15 protein-coding genes are annotated in these 20,022 nt (G+C 73.4%); 6 read left to right on the forward strand and 9 right to left on the reverse strand.

The genetic code is table 11. The features are described 5' to 3' along the window. Window positions 1-320: 320 nt before the first annotated feature. From BN12_RS02670 to BN12_RS02680, 3 genes are read right to left on the reverse strand one after another with little or no spacing between them, the layout of a single operon-like run. The gene (locus BN12_RS02670; protein WP_048549909.1) at window positions 321-1,202 is read right to left on the reverse strand and encodes a DNA-formamidopyrimidine glycosylase family protein; all 882 of its coding nucleotides are present in this window, start codon (window positions 1,200-1,202) and stop codon (window positions 321-323) included. Window positions 1,203-1,217: 15 nt separating this feature from the next. Further along, the gene (locus tag BN12_RS02675) at window positions 1,218-6,263 is read right to left on the reverse strand and encodes an ATP-dependent helicase (protein WP_083454913.1); all 5,046 of its coding nucleotides are present in this window, start codon (window positions 6,261-6,263) and stop codon (window positions 1,218-1,220) included. A gap of 4 nt (window positions 6,264-6,267) precedes the next feature. Beyond that, window positions 6,268-6,810 carry a DUF6933 domain-containing protein gene (locus tag BN12_RS02680; RefSeq protein ID WP_407667818.1) on the reverse strand — a complete coding sequence of 181 codons (543 nt, stop codon included), beginning with the start codon at window positions 6,808-6,810 and terminating at the stop codon, window positions 6,268-6,270. A 363-nt stretch (window positions 6,811-7,173) separates the two neighbouring features. Here BN12_RS02680 and BN12_RS02685 point away from each other — a divergent pair, with 363 nt between their 5' ends. Beyond that, window positions 7,174-7,743: a dihydrofolate reductase family protein gene (locus BN12_RS02685; protein ID WP_048549910.1), complete on the forward strand. Its 570-nt coding sequence runs from the start codon at window positions 7,174-7,176 to the stop codon at window positions 7,741-7,743. A 71-nt stretch (window positions 7,744-7,814) separates the two neighbouring features. Here BN12_RS02685 and BN12_RS02690 read toward each other — a convergent pair whose 3' ends face one another. Both BN12_RS02690 and BN12_RS02695 read right to left on the reverse strand, forming a co-directional pair. Continuing rightward, window positions 7,815-8,228, reverse strand: a complete 414-nt coding sequence (locus tag BN12_RS02690) for a nuclear transport factor 2 family protein (RefSeq protein WP_048549911.1) — start codon at window positions 8,226-8,228, stop codon at window positions 7,815-7,817. Between the two features lie 58 nt (window positions 8,229-8,286). Continuing rightward, the gene (locus BN12_RS02695) at window positions 8,287-8,571 is read right to left on the reverse strand and encodes an ASCH domain-containing protein (protein ID WP_048549912.1); all 285 of its coding nucleotides are present in this window, start codon (window positions 8,569-8,571) and stop codon (window positions 8,287-8,289) included. Between the two features lie 142 nt (window positions 8,572-8,713). Here BN12_RS02695 and BN12_RS02700 point away from each other — a divergent pair, with 142 nt between their 5' ends. Then, window positions 8,714-9,157 carry a hypothetical protein gene (locus BN12_RS02700; RefSeq protein ID WP_048549913.1) on the forward strand — a complete coding sequence of 148 codons (444 nt, stop codon included), beginning with the start codon at window positions 8,714-8,716 and terminating at the stop codon, window positions 9,155-9,157. 108 nt (window positions 9,158-9,265) lie between these two features. Here BN12_RS02700 and BN12_RS02705 read toward each other — a convergent pair whose 3' ends face one another. After that, window positions 9,266-10,219, reverse strand: a complete 954-nt coding sequence (locus BN12_RS02705; RefSeq protein WP_048555921.1) for a DMT family transporter — start codon at window positions 10,217-10,219, stop codon at window positions 9,266-9,268. A gap of 74 nt (window positions 10,220-10,293) precedes the next feature. On the opposite strand from BN12_RS02705, the gene BN12_RS02710 reads away from it, so the two are divergent. After that, on the forward strand, window positions 10,294-11,220 hold the full coding sequence (locus BN12_RS02710) for a LysR family transcriptional regulator (RefSeq protein ID WP_048549914.1): 927 nt from the start codon (window positions 10,294-10,296) through the stop codon (window positions 11,218-11,220). A 210-nt stretch (window positions 11,221-11,430) separates the two neighbouring features. Here BN12_RS02710 and BN12_RS02715 read toward each other — a convergent pair whose 3' ends face one another. After that, a complete protein-coding gene (locus BN12_RS02715; protein WP_048555922.1) occupies window positions 11,431-13,140 on the reverse strand; it encodes an AMP-binding protein in 1,710 nt (569 codons plus the stop codon). After that, a complete protein-coding gene (locus BN12_RS02720; RefSeq protein WP_235432279.1) occupies window positions 13,137-16,376 on the reverse strand; it encodes a carboxyl transferase domain-containing protein in 3,240 nt (1,079 codons plus the stop codon). Before BN12_RS02720 ends, BN12_RS02715 begins: the two co-directional genes overlap by 4 nt. Before the next feature lie 27 nt (window positions 16,377-16,403). On the opposite strand from BN12_RS02720, the gene BN12_RS02725 reads away from it, so the two are divergent. Further along, window positions 16,404-17,069, forward strand: a complete 666-nt coding sequence (locus tag BN12_RS02725) for a TetR/AcrR family transcriptional regulator (RefSeq protein WP_048549916.1) — start codon at window positions 16,404-16,406, stop codon at window positions 17,067-17,069. Between the two features lie 132 nt (window positions 17,070-17,201). Here the strand turns inward: BN12_RS02725 and BN12_RS02730 are convergent, their stop codons facing one another. After that, complete coding sequence (locus BN12_RS02730; RefSeq protein ID WP_048549917.1) at window positions 17,202-17,861, reverse strand: hypothetical protein; 660 nt, start codon at window positions 17,859-17,861, stop codon at window positions 17,202-17,204. 147 nt (window positions 17,862-18,008) lie between these two features. On the opposite strand from BN12_RS02730, the gene BN12_RS02735 reads away from it, so the two are divergent. Next, the gene (locus tag BN12_RS02735; protein ID WP_048549918.1) at window positions 18,009-19,214 is read left to right on the forward strand and encodes a sensor histidine kinase; all 1,206 of its coding nucleotides are present in this window, start codon (window positions 18,009-18,011) and stop codon (window positions 19,212-19,214) included. Further along, the gene (locus tag BN12_RS02740; RefSeq protein WP_048549919.1) at window positions 19,211-19,873 is read left to right on the forward strand and encodes a response regulator; all 663 of its coding nucleotides are present in this window, start codon (window positions 19,211-19,213) and stop codon (window positions 19,871-19,873) included. The genes BN12_RS02735 and BN12_RS02740 overlap by 4 nt, the downstream gene beginning before the upstream one ends. Window positions 19,874-20,022: the final 149 nt, after the last annotated feature.

Below are 20,022 nucleotides of genomic sequence, written 5' to 3' on the forward strand. Positions count from 1 at the left end.
ACATCGACTCGGCACGTGCGGGGTTGTCGTGGTCGGGCGGGGTGGTGCTGGCCGCGGAATGGCGCCCTGGCGGGACCAGAGTCGCGCCAGGGAACCTTCTGGGGAAGGTAGCCAGAGTCAGGGCTCTGGTCATCTTCCCCAGAAGGGCTCGTCCGCGGCGACGGGCTTCGAGGGGCGAACGGGGCGTCGCTCGGCCGCGACCCGACGGTGGCCCCGAGCAGGCGGCCGGCGGCGCGAGCCGACACCTTGTGGGTGAGGTGGCCTACGTTCCGACGTCGGCCAGGTCACCCGCAAGGAAGGACCCGGTCAGCGCTGTGCACTCAGGGCTTGCGGAGGCGCGGCTGGGCGCCGGGACGGCGGCCGGCGCCGAGGGGCCGGATCGGGCGTCCGTCGTCGTGCGGCGCGAGGCCGCCCTGACAGGTCGGGCAGTAGAAGAGGACCCGCTGCGTCGGGGCCTCACCGATGGACGCGACCCGGACCGTGTCGCCGCAGCGCAGGCAGGGCCGCCCGGAGCGGGCATGGACATAGGTGCTCCGGCCCTCCCGGTGGATGCCGGTGCTGCTCGGGATCGCCTCGCGCAGCCCGGCGGACATGAGGGTATGCACCCTCTCCAGGAGACCGGGTAGCGCCTCGAGGTGGGCCCTTGGCGGGTCCCATGGCGGCAGCCGGGCGATGAAGAGTCCTTCGGCAGCCCACATCGTCCCGATCCCGGCGACGCTTCGCTGGTCGAGGAGCGCGGAGCCGAGGGTGCCGCCGTGGGCCCGCAGGTTGGCCACCGCGATGTTCCCCAGGCGCTCGCCCCAGGCGGGGTCGAGGATGTCCGGGCCGAGGTGGCCCACGTGCCGGCCCTCGTCTCGCGTCGGGACGAGGTCGAGCATGCCGAGGCGCAGCCCGATGGCCGTCCAGTCCTCCGTGCCGAGGACTGCCCGAACGTCCGGGCGCCGCGCTTGTCGATCGGCATCGCCTCCGCTCGCCGCGACGCGCCACTGCCCCTCCATCCGCAGGTGCGAATGCAGCGTCAACCCGCAGTCGAGACGGTGGAGCAGGTGCTTCCCCCGCGGGAGGACCTCGACCGTCGTCGCACCGCGCAGGTCGCTGGTCGCCAGCGAGGGCCAGCGCAGGTCCCACCGGGTGAGGACGGCACCGGCGAGCGCGGCGTCGAGTCGGTGCGCTGTGCGCCAGACGGTGTCGCCCTCAGGCATGGGTCGCGAGCATCGTCATCGGCGCAGCCGTAGACCGCGGGGGGTCGTGTGGAAGCCGGCGGCCGCGAGCGCGGCGGCCAGGGGCTCGTCGGACCCCAGGACGGACGAGCCGTCGGCCTTCTCGACGGTCAGCCGCCCGAGTGCTCCGTCCCGGACGGCGAGGGCGAGGGCGTCGGCCGACGACTGGAGCGGCTCGGGGTCCTTCGTCCACGACAGGAGGGTGCGACCACCGCGCTCGACGTAGAGGACGAGCTCGCCGTCGACGAGGACGACGAGGGCGCCGGCCTTGCGCGACGGCTGGTGACCACGGACCCTGGCCTCTTGCGGTTCGCCGGAGCCGGTCCGGCCCGGTCCGGCCGCCCGCGCGGCACCGACCGCAGGGCTGTCCTCGGCTCGCCCGGCAAGCGAGCCGCCCCTCCCGTTCGTGCCGCGCAGGGTGACCGTCCCGCGTGCGCCGGATGCGGTGTCGGGGTGGCTGCCGGCCAGACCGGCGCGATCGGGCCAGGGCAGTGCGGCGCCGTACGGGTTCGCCGGGTCGCTCGCCGCGAGGACGAGGGTCGTCGTCGCCGGCCGTCGAGTGTCACGAGGAATGCCGCGCCCGGTGGCCGTCCCTGGCGCGGACTCCTGCGCCCGGTCCCATGGCGCCGCGTCCGGCGGTGCGATGCCCCTCGACCTGGACCCCCGCGAGGTGGACTCCGTCGACGTGACGTCCCACCGCGGCGTCTCCTGCTCCCTCGCCTCGGGTTCGGAGGAAAGAGAACGAGAGGTGGCCCGCAGGCGGTCGACGGCTCCACCCGTCGCGAACTGCGACGCGCCGAGACCGTCGACGAAGTAGCCGCGGCGGACCCGCCCGGACTCCTCGGCAGCGGCGAGCACCCGGTAGAGCGCGGCGAACCCGCCCTCGATGTCCTCGGCGACGACCGAGCCGCGGGTGAGGACGCCGTACCGGTCGAGGAGCAGCTCGGCCGTGGCGTAGGCGAGCACCGTCGGGTCGATCTCGACGGCGGGCAGGAGCGACCAGCGACCGACCGCCGTCGGAGGCGTTGCGAGCCCCGCCGCGCTGGTCCGGCCGGATGAGCGCGCCTGGATCCGACCCGTCGACAGGCCGCCGAACGCACCGAGTGAGCCGCGGCGACCGGCATACCGGCTTGCCGTCGGCCCCGACCGGGACCGGCGATGCGCCGTGCGGCCCTGGGCCACGAGGGCGCGGAGCGGGGCGAGGGTGTCACCGGTGACGTGTCCGCTCCAGACGAGCTCCCAGAGGGTGTCGACGAGCGGCACGTCGCCGGGGGCGCCGACGGCCTCCACGAGGGTCCGGAAGAAGTACGCGCCCCCGCCACCGAGCGCGTCGAGGACGGCATGCCCCGCGTCGTCGACGTCGGCCGCCGGAGGGGCGAGCGTGAGGTGGGCGGTATCGGCGAGGTGGAGCGAGACCCAGCCGTCGTCGCCGGCGAGCGAGCCGTTGCCCTGCCACAGCACGATGCCGGAGCTCATCGCCTCGTCGAGGAGCGCGGGGGAGTAGTCGGCGACGCGGGCGGGGAGGACGAGGGACTCCAGCGCGCTCGCCGGGACGCGGGCACCGGACAGCTGCTCCACGGCACGGACGAGGCCGTCGACCCCGCGCAGGCTGCCCCCGACCCCCTGCCATCGGGGCAGGAACCGGGCGAAGTCGCGCCCGGTCACCGGCTCGACCTCCGAGCGCAGGGCGGCGAGCGAGCGGCGGCGGAGCAGGCGCAGCACCTCGGCGTCGCACAGCTCCGTCGAGGAGTGCACCTGGGTCAGCTGGGCCGGCAACAGCTCGCCCTCGACGAGGCGGCCGGTCGCGACGAGCCGGCGGAGCGCGTCGGTCGCGACGGCCACCCCGACACCCCACCACGCCGAGACGTCGTGGGTCGTGAAGGGACCGTGGGTCCGGGCGTACCGGGCCATGAGGTCGCCGAGCGGGTCGGCGACCGGCTCGAGGAAGGCGGCGGCGATGCCGACGGGGAGCTGGGCTCCGAGGGCGTCGCGCAGCCGGGCCGCGTCCTCGATCGCGGCGAACCGCTCCTCGCCGGCGATCCGCACCCGGATGACCCGGCGGGCGGCTTCGAGGTCGACGAGCATCGATCCCGCCGCCGTGGAGGTCGTGCCGTCGACGCAGCGGGCGACGACCGCATCGAGGGGCAGCGGGCCGAGCGCCCGGAGCAGGTCGGCGACGTCCTCGGCGTCGCGGCAGGCGCGCTCGGGGACGAGGCGCTGCAGCTCACGCTCGGTGCGGGTCACCTCGGCGGGGTCGAGGAGGTCGCGCAGCGACATCGCGTCGCCCCGGCCGAGGAGCTCGGCGAGCAGGCCCGGGTCGAGGGACAGCGCGGCGGCCCGGCGCTCGGCGAGCGGGGAGTCGCCTTCGTAGAGGAACTGGGCGACGTAGCCGAACAGGAGCGATCGGGCGAACGGCGACGGCTCCCGGCTCTCGACCTCGACGACGGTCACCTCGCGGGAGCCGACGCGGCGCATGAGATCGGTGAGGGCGGGCACGTCGAAGACGTCCTGCAGGCACTCGCGGACGGCCTCGAGGACGATGGGGAACGTGGGGTACTGCGCGGCGACCTGGAGCAGCTGCGCCGCCCGCTGGCGCTGCTGCCACAGGGGTTGACGCTTGTCGGGGCGACGCCGGGGGAGCAGCAGGGCCCGCGCGGCGCACTCGCGGAACCTCGCGGCGAAGAGCGCCGAGCCGCCGATCTGCTCGGTCACGAGGTCGTGGACCTCGTCGGGGTCGAGGACGACGAGGTCGAGCAGCTCGGGGCCCGCTCCCGACCCGTCGCGGCCATCGCCCTCGCCCCAGAGCTCGACGTCGGGCAGGCGCAGGACGATGCCGTCGTCGCTGTGGGCGGCCTGGACGTCGACCCCGAACCGCTCCTGCAGCCGGGCCGACACGGCGAGCGCCCAGGGGGCGTGGACCTGGGCGCCGTACGGCGTGTGGATGGCCACCCGCCAGTCGCCGAGCTCGTCGCGGAATCGCTCGACGACGACGGTCCGGTCGTCCGGGACCCGGCCGGTCGCCTCGCGCTGCTCCTGGAGGTATGCGACGAGGTTGTCGGCGGCCCACTGGTCCAGGCCCGCGGCGAGCAGCCGGCGCGTGGCCTCGGGAGCCGGCAGCGAGACGACCTCGCGGACGAAGCCGCCGACGGCCGCGCCCAGCTCCGCGGGCCGCCCGAGGGCGTCCCCGATCCAGAACGGCAGCCGGCCGGGGACGCCGGGCGCGGGCGTCACGAGGACGCGGTCGTGGGTGATGTCCTCGATGCGCCACGTCGAGGTGCCGAGGGTGAAGGTGTCGCCGACCCGCGACTCGTAGACCATCTCCTCGTCGAGCTCGCCGACCCGCCGCCCGGGACCGTCCCCGGAGGCGAGGAACACGGCATACAGGCCCCGGTCGGGGATCGTGCCGCCACTGGTGACGGCGAGCCGCTGGGCGCCGCGCCGGCCGGTCAGCGTGCCGGCGATGCGGTCCCAGACGAGGCGGGGCCGCAGCTCGGCGAACTCGTCGCTCGGGTACTTGCCGGCCAGCATGTCGAGGACGGCCTCGAGCGTGCCTCGGGTGAGGGTGGCGAACGACGCGGTTCGCCGGACGAGGGCCTCGACCTCCTCGACGGTCCACTCGTCGAGGGCGCACATCGCGACGATCTGCTGGGCGAGGACGTCGAGGGGGTTCGACGGGACGTGGAGCGCCTCGATGGCGCCGGCCCGCATCCGCTCGGCGACGACGGCCGTCTGGACGAGGTCGCCCCGGAACTTGGGGAACATCACGCCGTGGCTCACCGCGCCCACCTGGTGCCCGGCCCGGCCGACCCGCTGCAGCCCGGAGGCGACGCTCGGTGGCGACTCGACCTGGACGACGAGATCGACGGCGCCCATGTCGATGCCGAGCTCGAGCGAGCTCGTCGCGACGACGGCCGGGAGCCGACCCGCCTTGAGCGCCTCCTCGATGTCCGCCCGCTGCTCCTTGCTCACCGATCCGTGGTGCGCGCGGGCCAGGACCGCGGGTGCCCCGGTCGACTGGCCGGACTGGGCCATGACCTGGGCAGGGGTGCGCCCTCCGGATGTGCCGGTATGCCGGGACTGGGTGTCCGCGTCCTCTGGATCCGCGGCCTGTGCGAGGCGCTCGTCCCAGATCTCGTTGAGCCGGGTCGTGAGCCGCTCGGCGAGCCGTCGGGAGTTGGCGAAGACGAGCGTCGAGCGGTGGTCGGCGACGAGGTCGACGATCCGCTCCTCGACGTGCGGCCAGATCGACGAGCGCCGCTCCGGGCCGGCGGCCGGGCCGCTGAGGTCGCCCGTCGTCTCGCCGAGCGCCGAGAGGTCGGGGACCGGCACGACGACCTGGAGGTCCCACCGCTTGGCCGAGGGCGGCTGGACGATCTCCACCGGTCGCCCGCCGGCGAGGAACCGGGCGACCTCCTCGACGGGCCGGACGGTCGCCGACAGCCCGATCCGCTGCGCGGGCGCGTCGAGCAGCGCGTCGAGCCGCTCGAGCGAGACCGCGAGGTGGGCCCCGCGCTTGGTGCCCGCGACGGCATGGACCTCGTCGAGGATGACGGTCTCGACACCGGTCAGGGCCTCGCGGACCGACGAGGTGAGCATGAGGAAGAGCGACTCCGGTGTCGTGATGAGGACGTCCGTGGGCCGCCGGGCGAAGGCGCGCCGCTCGTCGGCCGGGGTGTCGCCGGACCGGACGCCGACCGTGATGTCCGGTCGCGGCAGGCCGAGCCGGTCGGCGGCGTGGCCGATGCCGACGAGAGGGGAGCGGAGGTTGCGCTCGACGTCGACGGCGAGCGCCTTCATCGGCGAGACGTAGAGGACCCGGCACCGTCGGCGCGGATCGGCCGCCGGACCCTCGTGGGCGAGCCGGTCGAGTGCCCAGAGGAACGCCGAGAGCGTCTTGCCCGACCCGGTCGGCGCGACGACGAGCGTGTGGTGGCCCGAGCTGATCGCCTCCCAGGCACCCTCCTGGGCGGCGGTGGGCTCGCTGAAGGAGCCGCGGAACCACGCCTGGGTCGCGGGCGAGAAGCGGTCGAGCACATCGGTCATCAGGTCACCCACCCTGCCACCTGCCACCGACAGTCACCCGAGCCCTTGGCCCAGGAACCCGGCGTTCCGCGGACGGGGACGGCCGGAGGCTGCCGAGGAGGGCGTGCAGCTCGGCGTCGGAGAAGGTATGGGATGTGTTGAGCGGGCCGCACGGGACGTGCGCGAGGTCCATCGACAACGCCCCGAGGTCGAGGTCGCCTGTCTCGGTGCGCCGATGGTCGGCGCGGAACGCGAAGTCGTTCATCGAGCCGACGACCGACCTGTTTGCGGTACGTGCGATCCGCACCTCCTCCAGGTGCGTCCTCTCGTCATCCACGAGCTCCTGCGCCACCCCGAGAGCCAGGAGCGCGTCGGCGATCAGGTCGGGGAGCCGCCCCGGCAGCCCTTTCGCTGGAGCCAACGGCGTGACGACCGGGACCAGGGTCCGGGCGTTGACGAGGATGACGTGCGGACGCCTCCACCCCAGGAGATTCGCGTACCAGTCACCCAGCAGGGTCGTCGATGCCTCGCCCGGTCCGCCGGGGATGCCGCCGATCCTGTCGCGCAGCCCGCACTTCTCGCATCAGCGGTGGCATTGGGGGTCCGCCGGCCCCACCGACAGGCAATCGGAAGAGGCCCCTCCCCCAGGACCAGCCTGGTGAGCACGGTCGGCGTCACCGTCCACGGTCCGACGCGCCCCATTGCCTGTTCGTCGGCCCGGTTCCCGCAACAGACTTGACGGAAGCGCAGTTGCGTGATACCCCCGCGAGTCGTCCTGCCTGTGTGCCGGACGATCGCAAACGGGCGGTTCCGATGGGGGCGAGACGGTTCGCGGCGACTGCTTGGTCCGAGCCAGATCGCTCGTGGGGGCCCGACAGTAGGGTGAGCACGGTCCGGTGAACGTTGGGCCGCCTCGAGGGAGAGCAACGAGATGAGGCTACTTCGGTACTCCATCAACGTCACGCTGGACGGCTGCTGCCATCACGAGGCGGGGCTGCCGCCGGACGAGGAGTCGATGCGCTACTGGACCACCCAGATGGCACGAGCCGACGCCCTGCTGTTCGGTCGGGTGACCTACCAGATGATGGAGTCGGCGTGGCGGAAGCCGGCCACCGGCACCTGGCCCGACTGGATGGACGAGTGGGAGGTCCCGTTCGCCGAGGCCATCGACCGGGCGCGGAAGTACGTCGTCTCCAGCACGCTGGGTGGGGCGGACTGGAATGCCGAGGTGGTGCGGGGCGACCTGGGTGAAGCGGTTCGCCGGCTCAAGCAGGAGCCGGGCGAGGGCCTCTGGGTGGGTGGAGTGACCCTTCCCCTGGCGTTGGCAGACCTGGGACTGATCGACGAGTACGAGTTCGTCGTGCAGCCGGTCCTTGCCGGACGCGGGCCGACACTGCTCGCCGGTCTGCGCGAGCGCATCCGGCTGAAGCTCGTGGAGCGCCAGGAGTTCCGGTCGGGGGCGGTCGCCATGCGCTTCCTGCCCGTGCCAGTTCCGGCCTGACACCCCCCGAGGGGTCGGCGAACGCCCGCCGCACGGCACTCCGCGAGGTGCACCCTTCCGCCGCGCTCAAGTCATGCGTCTTCGCCCGGCGGCCGGTACAGCTGCTCGACGGCGGCATCGATGTCCGCGCCGCTGCGCTCGACGGTCTCTACATAGAGCCTGGCCGCCGCGATCTGTCCATCGTCGATCGTGGCCACGATCACTCCGCACATGGAGAACAGGGAACCGTCGACGTAGTGGCCACCCCACGCCACCTCGCCCCACTCCACCTGCCCGTCCTGGCACCACGCGAGGAGCTCGGCGTGGAAGTCCGGCACTCCGGCGAACACCGCCGTCCAGTTCTCCAGGACCTGCGTTCGCCCGCTGAAGGCCCGGTCGGGGTGAGCGGGCTGATCGCTTCGATAGTCGACGGCGAAGTGGGACGCGAGCCCCTCCGCGTCATGGACGTTCTGCGCCTCCGTGAGGCTCTCGAGGACGGTACCCACGATCCGAATCTACTCGGGCACCGACCCGCCCGCGGGTGCGTCGCAGGGCCGCACATCGCTACACGACGTGGAGCTCGATCCGGTAGACGAGGGTGTCATCGCCGATCGGGCCAGAGTGGGCCGCCCGGTCACGAAGAGCCTCGAGATCAGTCTCGCCTGACGCGGCCACATCATCGTCGGTGATGGCCGAGAAGGGCAGCACCTCGAGGGAGTCGATCTCGATGACGACGCCGGCGGTGCGGTAGCGGCCACCCACCTTGACCTGCGGCCTGCTCCACCGCCGAATCGACACCGTGACCTCGCCGCCGGCGACCCGGTCGCGCAGGTCTCGACTGAACATCATCCCGCCACGCTAGAGCCGCCTCCAGGCGCCCGTCGATGGAGCACCCTTTCGCCGCCACGGGCCGCAGCATGCCGAGACGGGTTGACTGCAGGGAGGAGCATTGAGGTGCTCCTCGGTGGGATGCGGATGGAACGGGGACCGGATGCGGTTGAACACGATCTACCGACTGACCTTCACCTACCCGCGCAGCTGGAGCATCGATCTGGAGGGCGGCTGGCAACAGCATCTGTTCCTGGCCGAGGGCCACTGCCAGGGACAGATCAGCGGGCGCTTCACCGGGTGCAACTTTCCCCTACGGCGAACCGCCGACGGCCCCTTCCAACCCGACTTCCGAGCCGTGATCGAGACCGACGACGGGGCCACCGTCATGGTCGAGTGGCACGGCTACGGCCGGGCATACCCCCCGGGGCGCCGACAGATCGTCGGGTCGGTTCGTCACCTGAGCGATCGCGATCCATATCGGCGCCTGAACGACGTCGTCTGTGTCTGCGTCGGAGAGGTGCGAGCGGCGGCCGACCCCGATAGCGACTCGCCCACTCTGGTCCTCGACGTCGCCGAACTGGTCTGGGAGTCACTCCCGCAGTAGGCAACGTCTCGCACGTACGGCATACCGCCGCCAGGCGGCCCACCTGTCTGCGGGCATGAGTCATCGACTGCTGCGAGTCGCACGTGCGTGGCCGATCTGGCCTTCGTGTCAGGCCTGGGCCAGCCCGGCAGGTGCGGTCTCGGGTGGGCCACCGGCGCTGGTGTCCGGGTCCGAGCGGGTTCGCCTCTTCAGCTGCAGGACGGGGATGGCGGACAGCACGAGGGCCGCGCCGAGGAGCTGGAGAGGGGCGAGGAACTCGTGGAGGGTCAGTGCTGCCAGGGTGGTGGTGACCACGGGTTCGAAGGTGGACAGGATGGCGACGGTGCCGGTGTCGGTGCGGGCGAGGCCGGCGAAGAAGGCGAGCATCGCCAGGACGGTGGCGACCAGGGCCATGCAGAGGACCCAGGTCCAGCCGAGTGCGCCGAAGTGGAGGTCGAGTCCGCCGCCGAGCAGGACCCGTCCGGCCAGGGTGATCGAGGCGCCGGTCATGACGAGGGTGGCCAGCACCATGGGTGGGATGTGGCGGGCGGTCAGGTCGGCGGCGAGCATGTAGGCGGTGTAGACCAGCGCAGCGCCGAAGGCCAGGGCGACGCCCACGATGTTGTAGTGGAGACCGCCGGCGCCGAGGAGGACCAGCACGGTCCCCGCGGTGGCGGCCAGCAGTGCCCCGCCGCGGCGGGGTGTGAGGCGGCCCCGGCCCAGCGCGGCCGTGCCGAGGGTGACCATGAGGGGGTAGGTGTAGAGCACGAGCGACCCCACCGAGGCGTCGATGTGGCTCAGGGCCGCGAAGAACAGCATGGCGGCGACGGCGTACCCGGCCCCGCCCAGGACCAGCCCGGTCAGGATCGTGCGAGCGTCGAGTCCGACGCGGTATCCGGTGACGTGTCCGGCGGAGCGCAGGCTAGGGCGAACCAGCAGGATCACGCCCATCATGACGGCGGCGATGAGGAAGCGGAACAACAGCAGCGCGTCGGCCGACACGCCGGCGCTGTAGGCGAGCTTGCCGAAGATGGCGCCGGTGCCGAAGCCTGCCGCCGACATCAACACCAGGACGCGACCCATGACGGTCACTATCGGAGACGTTGACTGGTCAGGTCCAGCGATGATTCATGGACCTTACTGGTTAGCATTCCTTCATGGTTGTGTATGACCTGCGTCGGCTTCGGGTCCTGCGGGAACTGCAGTTGCGGGGCACCTTGGGCGCCGTTGCGACGGCCCTGGGTTACACCCCGTCGGCGATCTCTCAGCAGTTGGCGGTGCTGGAGAAGGAAGCTGGGGTTCGGCTGTTGGACAAGGCGGGGCGGGGGGTGCGCCTGACCGACGCCGCCACCGTGCTGTGCCGGCACGCCGCCGCCATGCTCGCTGCGGCCGAGGCGGCCGAGGCCGAGCTGGCCTCTATGGCCGAGCAGGTCGGCGGCACCGTCCGGGCCGGGGGCCTCTCCTCGGCGACCCAGCGCGTCCTGGTCCCGACCCTCGCCGCGGTGCGCCGCGACCATCCGAGCATCCGTGTCGAGATCTCCGAGATCGAGCTGGAACAGGCGCTGCCCGAGCTACGACTCGGCAACCTCGACCTGGTGATCAGCGACGACTACGACGGACACCCACGGCCGCGCCCCGCCGGCCTGCGGTTCACCCAGCTGCTGCAGGAGCAGCTCATGCTGGTGCTGCCCGCCGACCACCCTCTCGCCCGCCACGAGGCGCCCGTCCCCGTCGCCTCGCTCCGGGACGACATCTGGATCACCTCCCCCTCCGGGAGCGGACACGACGCCCTCGTGGTCAGCACCTGTCGCGCCCTCGGCGGCTTCGAACCCGACATCCGACACCGCTCCAACGACGCCGACGTCCAGCTCGACCTGGTCCGGGCCGCCCACGCCGTCGCGTTCCTACCCGAACTCACCCTGCCCACCAACGACCCGACCATCGCCATCCGCGACATCGCCGACGCCACCATCAACCGGCGACTGATGATCCTCACCCGGGACACCCCGCCGACGCCCGCCCTCCAACGCTTCCTGGACTCGATGAGCGGCCTGCCCGTGGCCCGCCACGCCCACGCCTGGTGACCCGGGATGCGCAGGCAGGGCTTGCTGCATGGTGTCGAGGCTCCCCGGACAGGAGGGGGTCCCTGTGGAGTGGCGCTCCTGGAGCCTTTGGGGCCCCGGAAGCCTGGATGTCCCCGTGCCCGACTCGTAGCGGAGGCAGGAGGTGGACCTCCGGCTCTGCGCGCGAGGCCGACCCCTCGACAGGGCCGCCGCCGGAGCTGCGGGCGTCGATCAGGTGCGGGCGTCGACCGCCTCCTGGGCGAGCTGCTCGAGCTCGACCTTGCGGATCTTGCCTGTCGTGGTCATGGGGAAGTCGTCGACCACGACGACGACCGGGACCTTGTAGCGGGACAGGTGCTCGGCGGCATACGCCTCGAGCGTCGCGGCATCGACGCCCCGGCCCACGAGGGTGACGAAGGCGACCGGCTGCTCGCCCTTGTCCGGATGGGCGGCCGGCACGACGGCGACCGACCCGACGGCGGGGTGCCGGCCGAGCGCCATCTCGATCTCGGCGGGGAAGACGCTCATCCCCTTGACCTTGATCATCTCCTTGCGCCGCCCGAGGTAGTGCAGGCAGCCCGCCTCGTCGAGTCGTCCGTTGTCGCCGGTATGCAGCCAGCCGTCGACGAGCTGCTCGGCCGTCGCCTCCGGGTTGTTCCAGTAGCCCGTCGTCACGGCGGGGCTGCGGACGAGGATCTCCCCGGACTCGCCGACGGACACGGGCAGGCCGGTCTCCCAGTCGACGACGACGATGTCGGTACCCGGCACGGGCACGCCGCAGAACACCGGCTCCTCGAGGAGGTCGCGGTCGCCCTCGGCGAGCCCCCAGGGGGAGGTGTCGAGGGTGTTGGTCTCGGTGAGGCCGTAGGAGGCTTCGCGGAGGAGCGAGTGCGAGCCGACACGGTCGCGCCACCGACGGCGCACCTCGGGGTCCATCTTGCGGACGAACGAGACGGCGTTGGGGTCGATGAGCGCGGACAGGTCGTGGTCGGCGAGGTCGTCGCGGTCGAGGATCTCCAGGTAGTTCTCGACGGTGCCGCACATCGTCCGCACCCGGTGCTCCGCGAGGAGCCGCAACGCGGTCCCGGCATCCCAGCGGGCCATGAGCACCGAGGTGCCTCCGAGAACGACGGGGAGGAGGATGCCGAGGTCCTCCCCGGCGATCCAGAAGATCGGCAGGTAGCACAGCGCGGAGAACTCGTCCTCCGCACCGAGGCCGATCGAGGTGGCCGCCGCAGCCGCCGTGTAGAGCATGTGGCGCTGGGTGTGCTGGCAACCCTTCGGGAAGCCCGTCGTCCCACCCGTGTAGTTGAGAGCCGCGAGGGCGTCGAGGTCGGTGGCGCAGTCCGTGATCGGCGCGTGGACGACGAGGTCACCCCATGCCGACTCGCCTCCGCCCGGCCCGTCGGGATCGGCCTGCCCGGCCCCCAGCGGCACGACGACGACGTGCTCCAGCGGCGTGGCGGCCCGGACGGACCGCACCGCGGGCAGGAGGGCCGGGAAGGTGACGAGCACCGCAGCGCCGCTGTCGGTCAGCTCGTATGCGAGCTCCTCGGGGGTGAACATCGGGTTGACCGGCACGTGGACGGCTCCGAGGCGGAGGGCGGCGAGCATCGTGACGACGAACTCCGTCGAGTTCGGCAGGTCCACCGCGACCCGGTCGCCGGCCGAGACCCCGAGGGCGCGCAGCCCCCCGGCGGCGCGGCGGACGCGGTCGTCGAGCGCGGCATACGTCGTCGTCTCCCCGGCGCAGACGACGGCCGGCTTGTCGGGGGACACCGCGGCCCAGTGCGAGACGTACTCCGGGAGGGTGCGCTCGCCGTAGGGGTAGCGCACCTCGTCGGGCACGACCGCCGGCCGGGTCGCCGACTGCCGGCGGCGCAGGTCCGCGACATGGGCCTCGATGACGTCGGCGAAGCTCGCCTGCGACTGCGCGCTCATGGTGTCCTCCTGGGGGTGGGTCGGCCGGCCGGGCCGGACGGGTGCTCCTCGAGCGCGGTGCGGATCCACGCGGGCGTCTCGGCGGGGTCGATGACGGCGTCGAGCTCGAAGGCCTGGGCGGCGTTCGTCGCTCGACCGGCCTCGTAGGCCGCCGCGACGAGCTCGTCGTAGCGGCGCTGACGGGCCTCGGCCGTCGGCTCGGCCTCCAGCTCGCGGCGGTAGCCGAGCCGCACGGCGCCCTCGAGGCCCATGGCCCCGACCTCGCCCGTCGGCCAGGCGAGGGTGGCGACCGGCTGCCGGAAGCTGCCCGTCGCCATCGCCTGGGCGCCGAGGCCGTAGCCCTTGCGGACGACGACGGCGACGACGGGCACGGTGAGGCGTGCGCCGGCGACGAAGAGATCGGCGAAGCGGCGCACGGTCGCCTCCTCCTCCGATGCCGGCCCGACCATGAACCCCGGTGTGTCGCAGAGGGATACGACAGGGAGCCGGTAGCGCTCGCAGAGTCCGAGGAAGCGGGCCATCTTGTCCGCGGCGTCGGCGTCGATGGCGCCGCCGAGGTGCTCGGGGTTGTTGGCGACGACGCCGACGGCGCGGCCGCCGAGGCGTGCGAGCGCGGTGACGATGCCCGCGCCGAACCCGTCGCGCAGCTCGAGGACGGACCCCTCGTCGGCAAGTGCCCGGACGACGCCGCGGATGTCGTATGCCCGGCGCCGGTTCTCGGGGACGAGGTGCCGCAGGAGGCGCGGGTCGGCGGCGGCGTGCTCGCCCGCGAGGTGCGGCTGCTGGACGTATGCGAGGTACCGCTGCGCGACCTCGACGGCGGCAGCCTCGTCGTCGACGAGGACGTCGACGACCCCGTTCGCGTGCTGGACGGCGGCGGGACCGATGTCCTCGGGGGCGTATGCGCCGAGGCCGCCGCCCTCGATCATCGCCGGTCCGCCCATGCCGATGTTCGCGTCGCGGGCCGCGATGACGACGTCGCAGCAGCCGAGGAGTGCGGCGTTGCCGGCGAAGCAGCGCCCCGCGACGATCCCGACCGTCGGGACGACCTCGTGGAGGGAGGCCATCGTCGCGAACGTCGGGACGTCGAGGCCCGAGACGGACGTCGTGTCCGTGTCGCCCGGCCGGCCGCCGCCGCCCTCGGCGAACAGGACGACCGGGAGGCGTCGGTCCCGGGCCAGCTCGAGCATCCGGTCGGTCTTCTTGTGGTTGAGGTAGCCCTGGGTGCCCGCCATGACGGTGTAGTCGTAGGCGAGGACGGCGCAAGCCGGGTTCTCCACGCCGCGCGTGCCGTTGACGTCGCCGACTCCGGTGACGATCCCGTCGGCGGGCGTCCGGAGGACGAGGTCGTCGACGTGTCGGCGCCGACGCTGGGCGGCGATGGCGAGCGCGCCGTACTCGCGGAAGCTGCCGTCGTCGAGGAGGTGGGCGAGGTTCTCGCGGGCCGTGCGGCGGCCCGTGGCGTGCCGCTTGGCGACGGCCTCCGGTCGCGCCTCGTCGAGGGTGACGCGGTGCCGCGCCCGGACGGACTCGAGGTCGGCCCGGACGGCGTCGAGGTCGACGACCTCCTCCTCGACCTCCTCGACGACAGCGCTGTCGTCGGCCGCCATGACGACGAGGGGCTCGCCGGCCGACACCGTCGCTCCCGGCTCGCTGCGGACCTCGGCGACCGTGCCCGCGTGCGGCGCCCGGAGGACGTGCTCCATCTTCATCGCCTCGAGGAGGACGACCTCGTCGTGCCGCTGGACACGGTCCCCCGGGCGGACCCGGACCTCGAGGACCGTGCCGACCATCGGCGCGACGATGTCGTGGGTGTCGTCGGCGTCCACGGGCGGCGTGACGAGGTCGGCGAGATGGTCGTCGACGAACGTCGTCGTCGCCGCGCCACCGCGGACGACGTCGTGCGCGAGGACGCGGTCGAGGAAGTCGGTGTTCGTCGCGACGCCGGTGACGAGCACGTCGGCGAGCGCGGACCGCTGCCGGTCGATCGCCTCCTCGAGCGTCGAGCCGGCCGGGGCGTGGGTGATCACCTTGGCGAGGAGCGGGTCGTAGCGCCCGGTCACCTCGGCGCCGGTGCGCAGCCACGTGTCGACGCGCACGCCCGGCCCGCCCGGCAGGTCGCACGCCGTGACGCGTCCGCTCGTCGCGATGGTCGAGCCGTCGGGTTCCACGCGCTCGGCGCAGACGCGCGTCTCGACGGCGATGCCTCGCTCGGCGGGCCGCCCGGCGAGACCGACGTCGGCCAGCCGGGCGCCGAGAGCGAGCCGCAGCTGGGCCGCGACGAGATCGACGCCGGCCACCTCCTCGGTCACCGGGTGCTCCACCTGGATCCGGGGGTTCACCTCGAGGAACACCCACCGGCCGGGAGCCACGAGGAACTCCACGGTCGCGACACCCCGGAGCCCGACGTCGCCGGCCAGGCGCTCGGCCGCGTCGGCCAGCTCACCTCGGACCTCGCGCGGCACGGTGACGGCCGGCGCGATCTCGAGGACCTTCTGACGCCGGCGCTGGACCGAGCAGTCCCGGTCCCCGACGGCGACGGCCGTCGCGCCGTCGCCGGCGACCTGCACCTCGATGTGGCGCGCGCCGTCGAGCAGCTCCTCGGCATACACCGTCGCCTGCCCGAAGCTGCGGCCCGCTTCGGAGGAGGCCCGGTCCCACTCCGCGGCGAGGCTCGCGACGTCGCGGACGGGTCGCATGCCGCGTCCCCCGCCGCCATGGGCCGCCTTGACCATGACGCCGCCGGCGTCGGCGAGGAGTGCGCGGGCGGCGGCCACGGACGATGCACCGCGAAGGACGGGTATGCCGAGCCGTTCGGCCCGGGCCCGGGCCTCGCGCTTGTCCCCGAGGGCCACGAGGACCTCCGGGGACGGCCCGACGAACCCGACCCCGGCGCGCTCGCAGGCCCGGGCCAGCTCGGCCGACTCGCTGAGGAAGCCGTAGCCCGGATGAAGGAGCTGCGCGCCGGCCTCCCGTGCGGCGGCCACGACGGCCTCGACGTCGAGGTATGCCGCGACGCCCGTGCCGGGGAGGGGCACGGCGACGTCGGCGTGGCGGGCGTGCAACGCGCCCGGCTCGTCGGCGGTCGTCACGGCGACGGGGACGAGGCCGACCGCGTGGGCGGCGGTGCAGACGCGGATGGCGATCTCGCCGCGGTTGGCGACGAGGACCCGGCTCGCGGGCATGGGACTCCCGGGCGCGGGCGGCGTCGTCACGTCGGCGATTGTCGTTGACATGAGTGTCAACGTCAAGACAATGGACCGATGACGACCATCCCGTGGGCGACCCGCGAGAAGCACGACCGCGCCGGGTCCGCGCAGCACGCCGCCCTCCTCGCCGCGGCGCGGGAGGCGTTCGAGGACAACGGGTATGCGACGACGACCGTCGCCGACATCACCCACCGGGCCGGGGTGAGCAGGGCGACCTTCTACGTCTACTTCGCCTCCAAGCACGACGTCTTCGCCCACCTCGCCCACGGCCTGCGGGAGGAGCTGCGGGCGAGCCAGAGCCTCACGCCCGACCAGGCCGGCGACGTGCGACGGGCAGCGGTCGAGGCGACCGTCGCCTACCTCGACGCCTACACCCGCAACGTCCGGCTCCTCACCGTCCTGCAGCACCAGGCGCTCACCGACCCGGTCCAGCGGGCCCTCCTCGACGACATCGAGGACCACACCCTGCGGACGACGACCCGGTTCATCGAGCGGGCCGTCGCCGAGCACGGTCTCGTGCCCGCCGCTCCGCCCCGGGACGTCGCCCGGGCCGCGGGCGGCATGGTCGCCGCATACGCCGCCGTCCTCCATGTCCATCCGGACCGTCACGCCGACGTCGCCCGGCACGTCGGGGCGATGTTCGTCCGGCTTCTCGGCATCCCCGAGGCGGCGGGCCGGCCGGCTGCGGCCGGCCGGGGCGACACCTCGCCGGCCGCCTGACTCCCGCTCGACCCGACGCCTCGCCTCCCGTCCCGGCGCCGAGCCGAGCGGGCGGCCGTCCGGACCGGCCGCGCGGGGAGACGCATCCGCCTCGCTCGGGTGGACCGGCATACCCCGCGCTCGGGTGGACCGTCAGGCGACGGCGCCGGCCATGATGGCGGCCCCGGTGACCGGGTCCTTCGCCGGCTCTCGAAGAGCCAGGCAGATGGCGACCGCCGTGAACCAGAGGGTGATGACCGCCATCGGCAGCAGCGGGTTCGCGAGCATGAGGAGGGTCGCCGGGACACCGACGACGGCCAACCAGCGCGGCAGCAGGCTGGTCCGCAGGGCGACGGCGGTCACCGCTGCCGCGAGGGTCGCCGCGGCGAGGGCGCAGAACAGCACGAGGATGCCGTAGCTGAGGCCGCCGAAGAGGTTGTAGACCGCGGCTGTCGGCGGTCGTGGGGACAGGAAGAGGTGGGCCATCGGTGCGGCGGACCAGCAGGCTCCCGCGGCGAGGGCGAGCGTGCCCCAGGCCGTTCCGGCGACCTGGGCGATCCGGGTCGCCACCGGGCCGGCGCCGGCCCGCTCCAGCCGCGTCGCCAGCACGGCCGCGAACACGAGGAGCAGGACGCCGCCGACGCCGAAGCCGACGCCCATGAGCAGCCAGGTGCCGTAGCCGTGGGTCTGGGTGTAGGTGGCCAGGTCGGCGTCGGTGACGTCCCCGCCCGGCAGGGTGTCGGAGGCCAGCGCGGCGATGATCGCCGCGAGTCCCAGCGGGCCGGTCAGGGGTGCGAGTCGTTCGAGTCGCATGAGGTGCTCCTTCGGTCGGTGGAGTGGTCGCCGTCGACGCTAGGAGCGCCGTCCCGGTCCTCGCGTCGGTCGAGCGGTCGATTCGCGAGGGGCTTGTCGATCCTGCGATGGACGACACGCCGCTGCGGGCACGGCTACCGTCGAGGGGTGGCCCTCCTCCGACGACACCTGCTCGACGCGGGACTCCTCCTGCTCGCCGTCGCAGCCCTCGCGACGTCGGTGGGCCAGGGCTCGAGTGCGGACCGCATCGGGAGCGTGCTCGCCGCGGTGGCGCTCGTCGTCCTTCTCGCCCGACGCCGGCAGCCGCTCGGCTCGGCGGTCGTCGCCTTCGCGATCATCATGGTGGGATCGCAGACCGCGCCGAGGGCCTCCGGTCTGGAGTTCTTCGCGATCCTCGCGGTCTTCGGGACGGTCGGGACGTTGCGCAGCCGGCGGGACGCCGTCGTCGCCTGGGTGCTGGGCTGCGCGACCTTCGGCACCGCGATGGCCCGCAACCCGTCCGTCGGCGGCGCGGGGGACATCGCGCTCACCCTGACGTTCTGCACGGTGATCTGGGGTGCCGGGTTGTTCGGCGCCGAGCGGGGCAGGGCGGCGGCGCTCGCCCACGCTCGGGCGGACGCCGTCGAGGCGACCCGGGATGCCGAGGTCCGCGACGCGGCCGACCACGAACGCTCGCGGATCGCGGCCGAGCTGCACGACATCGTCAGCCACGGACTGTCCATCGTCGTCCTCCAGTCCGTGGCCGCCCGGATGGCGCTGCGGGACGGGGAGCCTGAGGAGGCGGTCGATCGCCGCCTCGACGCGGTTGAGACGACGGCCCGGGACGCGTTGGCCGACATGCGGCGGATGCTCGGACTCATCCAGGTGGGGCCTGACTCCCAACCCGTCTCCTCGCCCGCCGCCGGGCTCGCCGAGCTGCCCGCCCTCGTGGCCCAGCTCCGCGCCGCCGGCGCCCACATCGAGCTGGAGACGGACGACGACCTCGTCGTTCCCGCGGGCCTGGACGCGACGGCATACCGCATCGTCCAGGAGTCGCTGACCAACGTCGTCAAGCACGCTCCGGGGGCTCCGGCGACGGTGCGCGTGCACCACGAGGGAGATCGGCTGCGCCTGTCGGTATGCAACGCCCTGGCGGGTCGGTCGGCCGACGCCCTGGCGGGTCGGTCGGCCGACGCCCTGCCCGGGGCGGGCCGGGGCCTCATCGGGATGCGGGAACGCGTGGACCTGTACGACGGCACGCTCGAGGTCGGCGCCGAGGGCGACGAGTTCCGGGTCGTGGCGACCTTCCCGCTGCCCGCGAGCGACCGGCGCCGGCGTGGCCTGCTCCGCCGTGGTGCGGTGCGGCCGGCATGATCGACGTCCTCGTCGCCGACGACCAGGCCCTCGTCCGCGACGGCTTCCGCGCGATCATCGACCGGGAGGCCGACATGCGCGTCGTGGCCGAGGCCTCGGACGGGGTGGAGGCGGTCGAGCTGACCCGGCGGCACCGACCGCACGTGCTCCTCATGGACATCCGGATGCCACGCCTCGACGGGCTCGTCGCGACCCGCCGGGTGCTCGCGCTCGACACGCCGCCGCGGGTGCTCGTCCTGACGACGTTCGACCGCAACGACTGGGTCTACGAGGCGCTGCGGTCCGGGGCGAGCGGCTTCCTGCTCAAGGACGTCCGGGGCAGTCAGCTCACCGACGCCGTCCGGGTCGTCGCGGCGGGTGAGGCGCTCCTCGCGCCGGCGATCACCGGCCGGCTCATCGAGGACTTCCTGGCCCGGCACGGACTCCCGTCGCCGACGCCCGACGCGTGTCCGCTGAGCGTTCGCGAGCAGGACGTGCTGCGCCGCATCGCGCTCGGGGAGTCCAACAGCGAGATCGCGGAGCACCTGTACCTCGGCATTTCGACGGTCAAGACCTACGTCAACCGGCTGCTGACCAAGCTCGAGCTGCGCGACCGGACGCAGGCCGTCGTCTACGCCTACGAGCACGGCATCGTCCGCCCGGGTCACCTGAGGGAATAGGCAGCGGTTCGCCGGCGCCTCGCGGTCTGCGGCGGTCGCCGATGGCAGCTCGCCGCCGGCGCCTCGCCGTTTGCGGCGGTCGCCGGTGGCGGAGGACGTCCTCGTGGTGGATCGGCTGAGGCCGGGACGTCGGCCACCTCACCCACGAG

The organism is Nostocoides japonicum T1-X7 (assembly GCF_001046855.1).
In the GTDB taxonomy this organism is placed as follows: Bacteria; Actinomycetota; Actinomycetes; order Actinomycetales; family Dermatophilaceae; genus Nostocoides; species Nostocoides japonicum.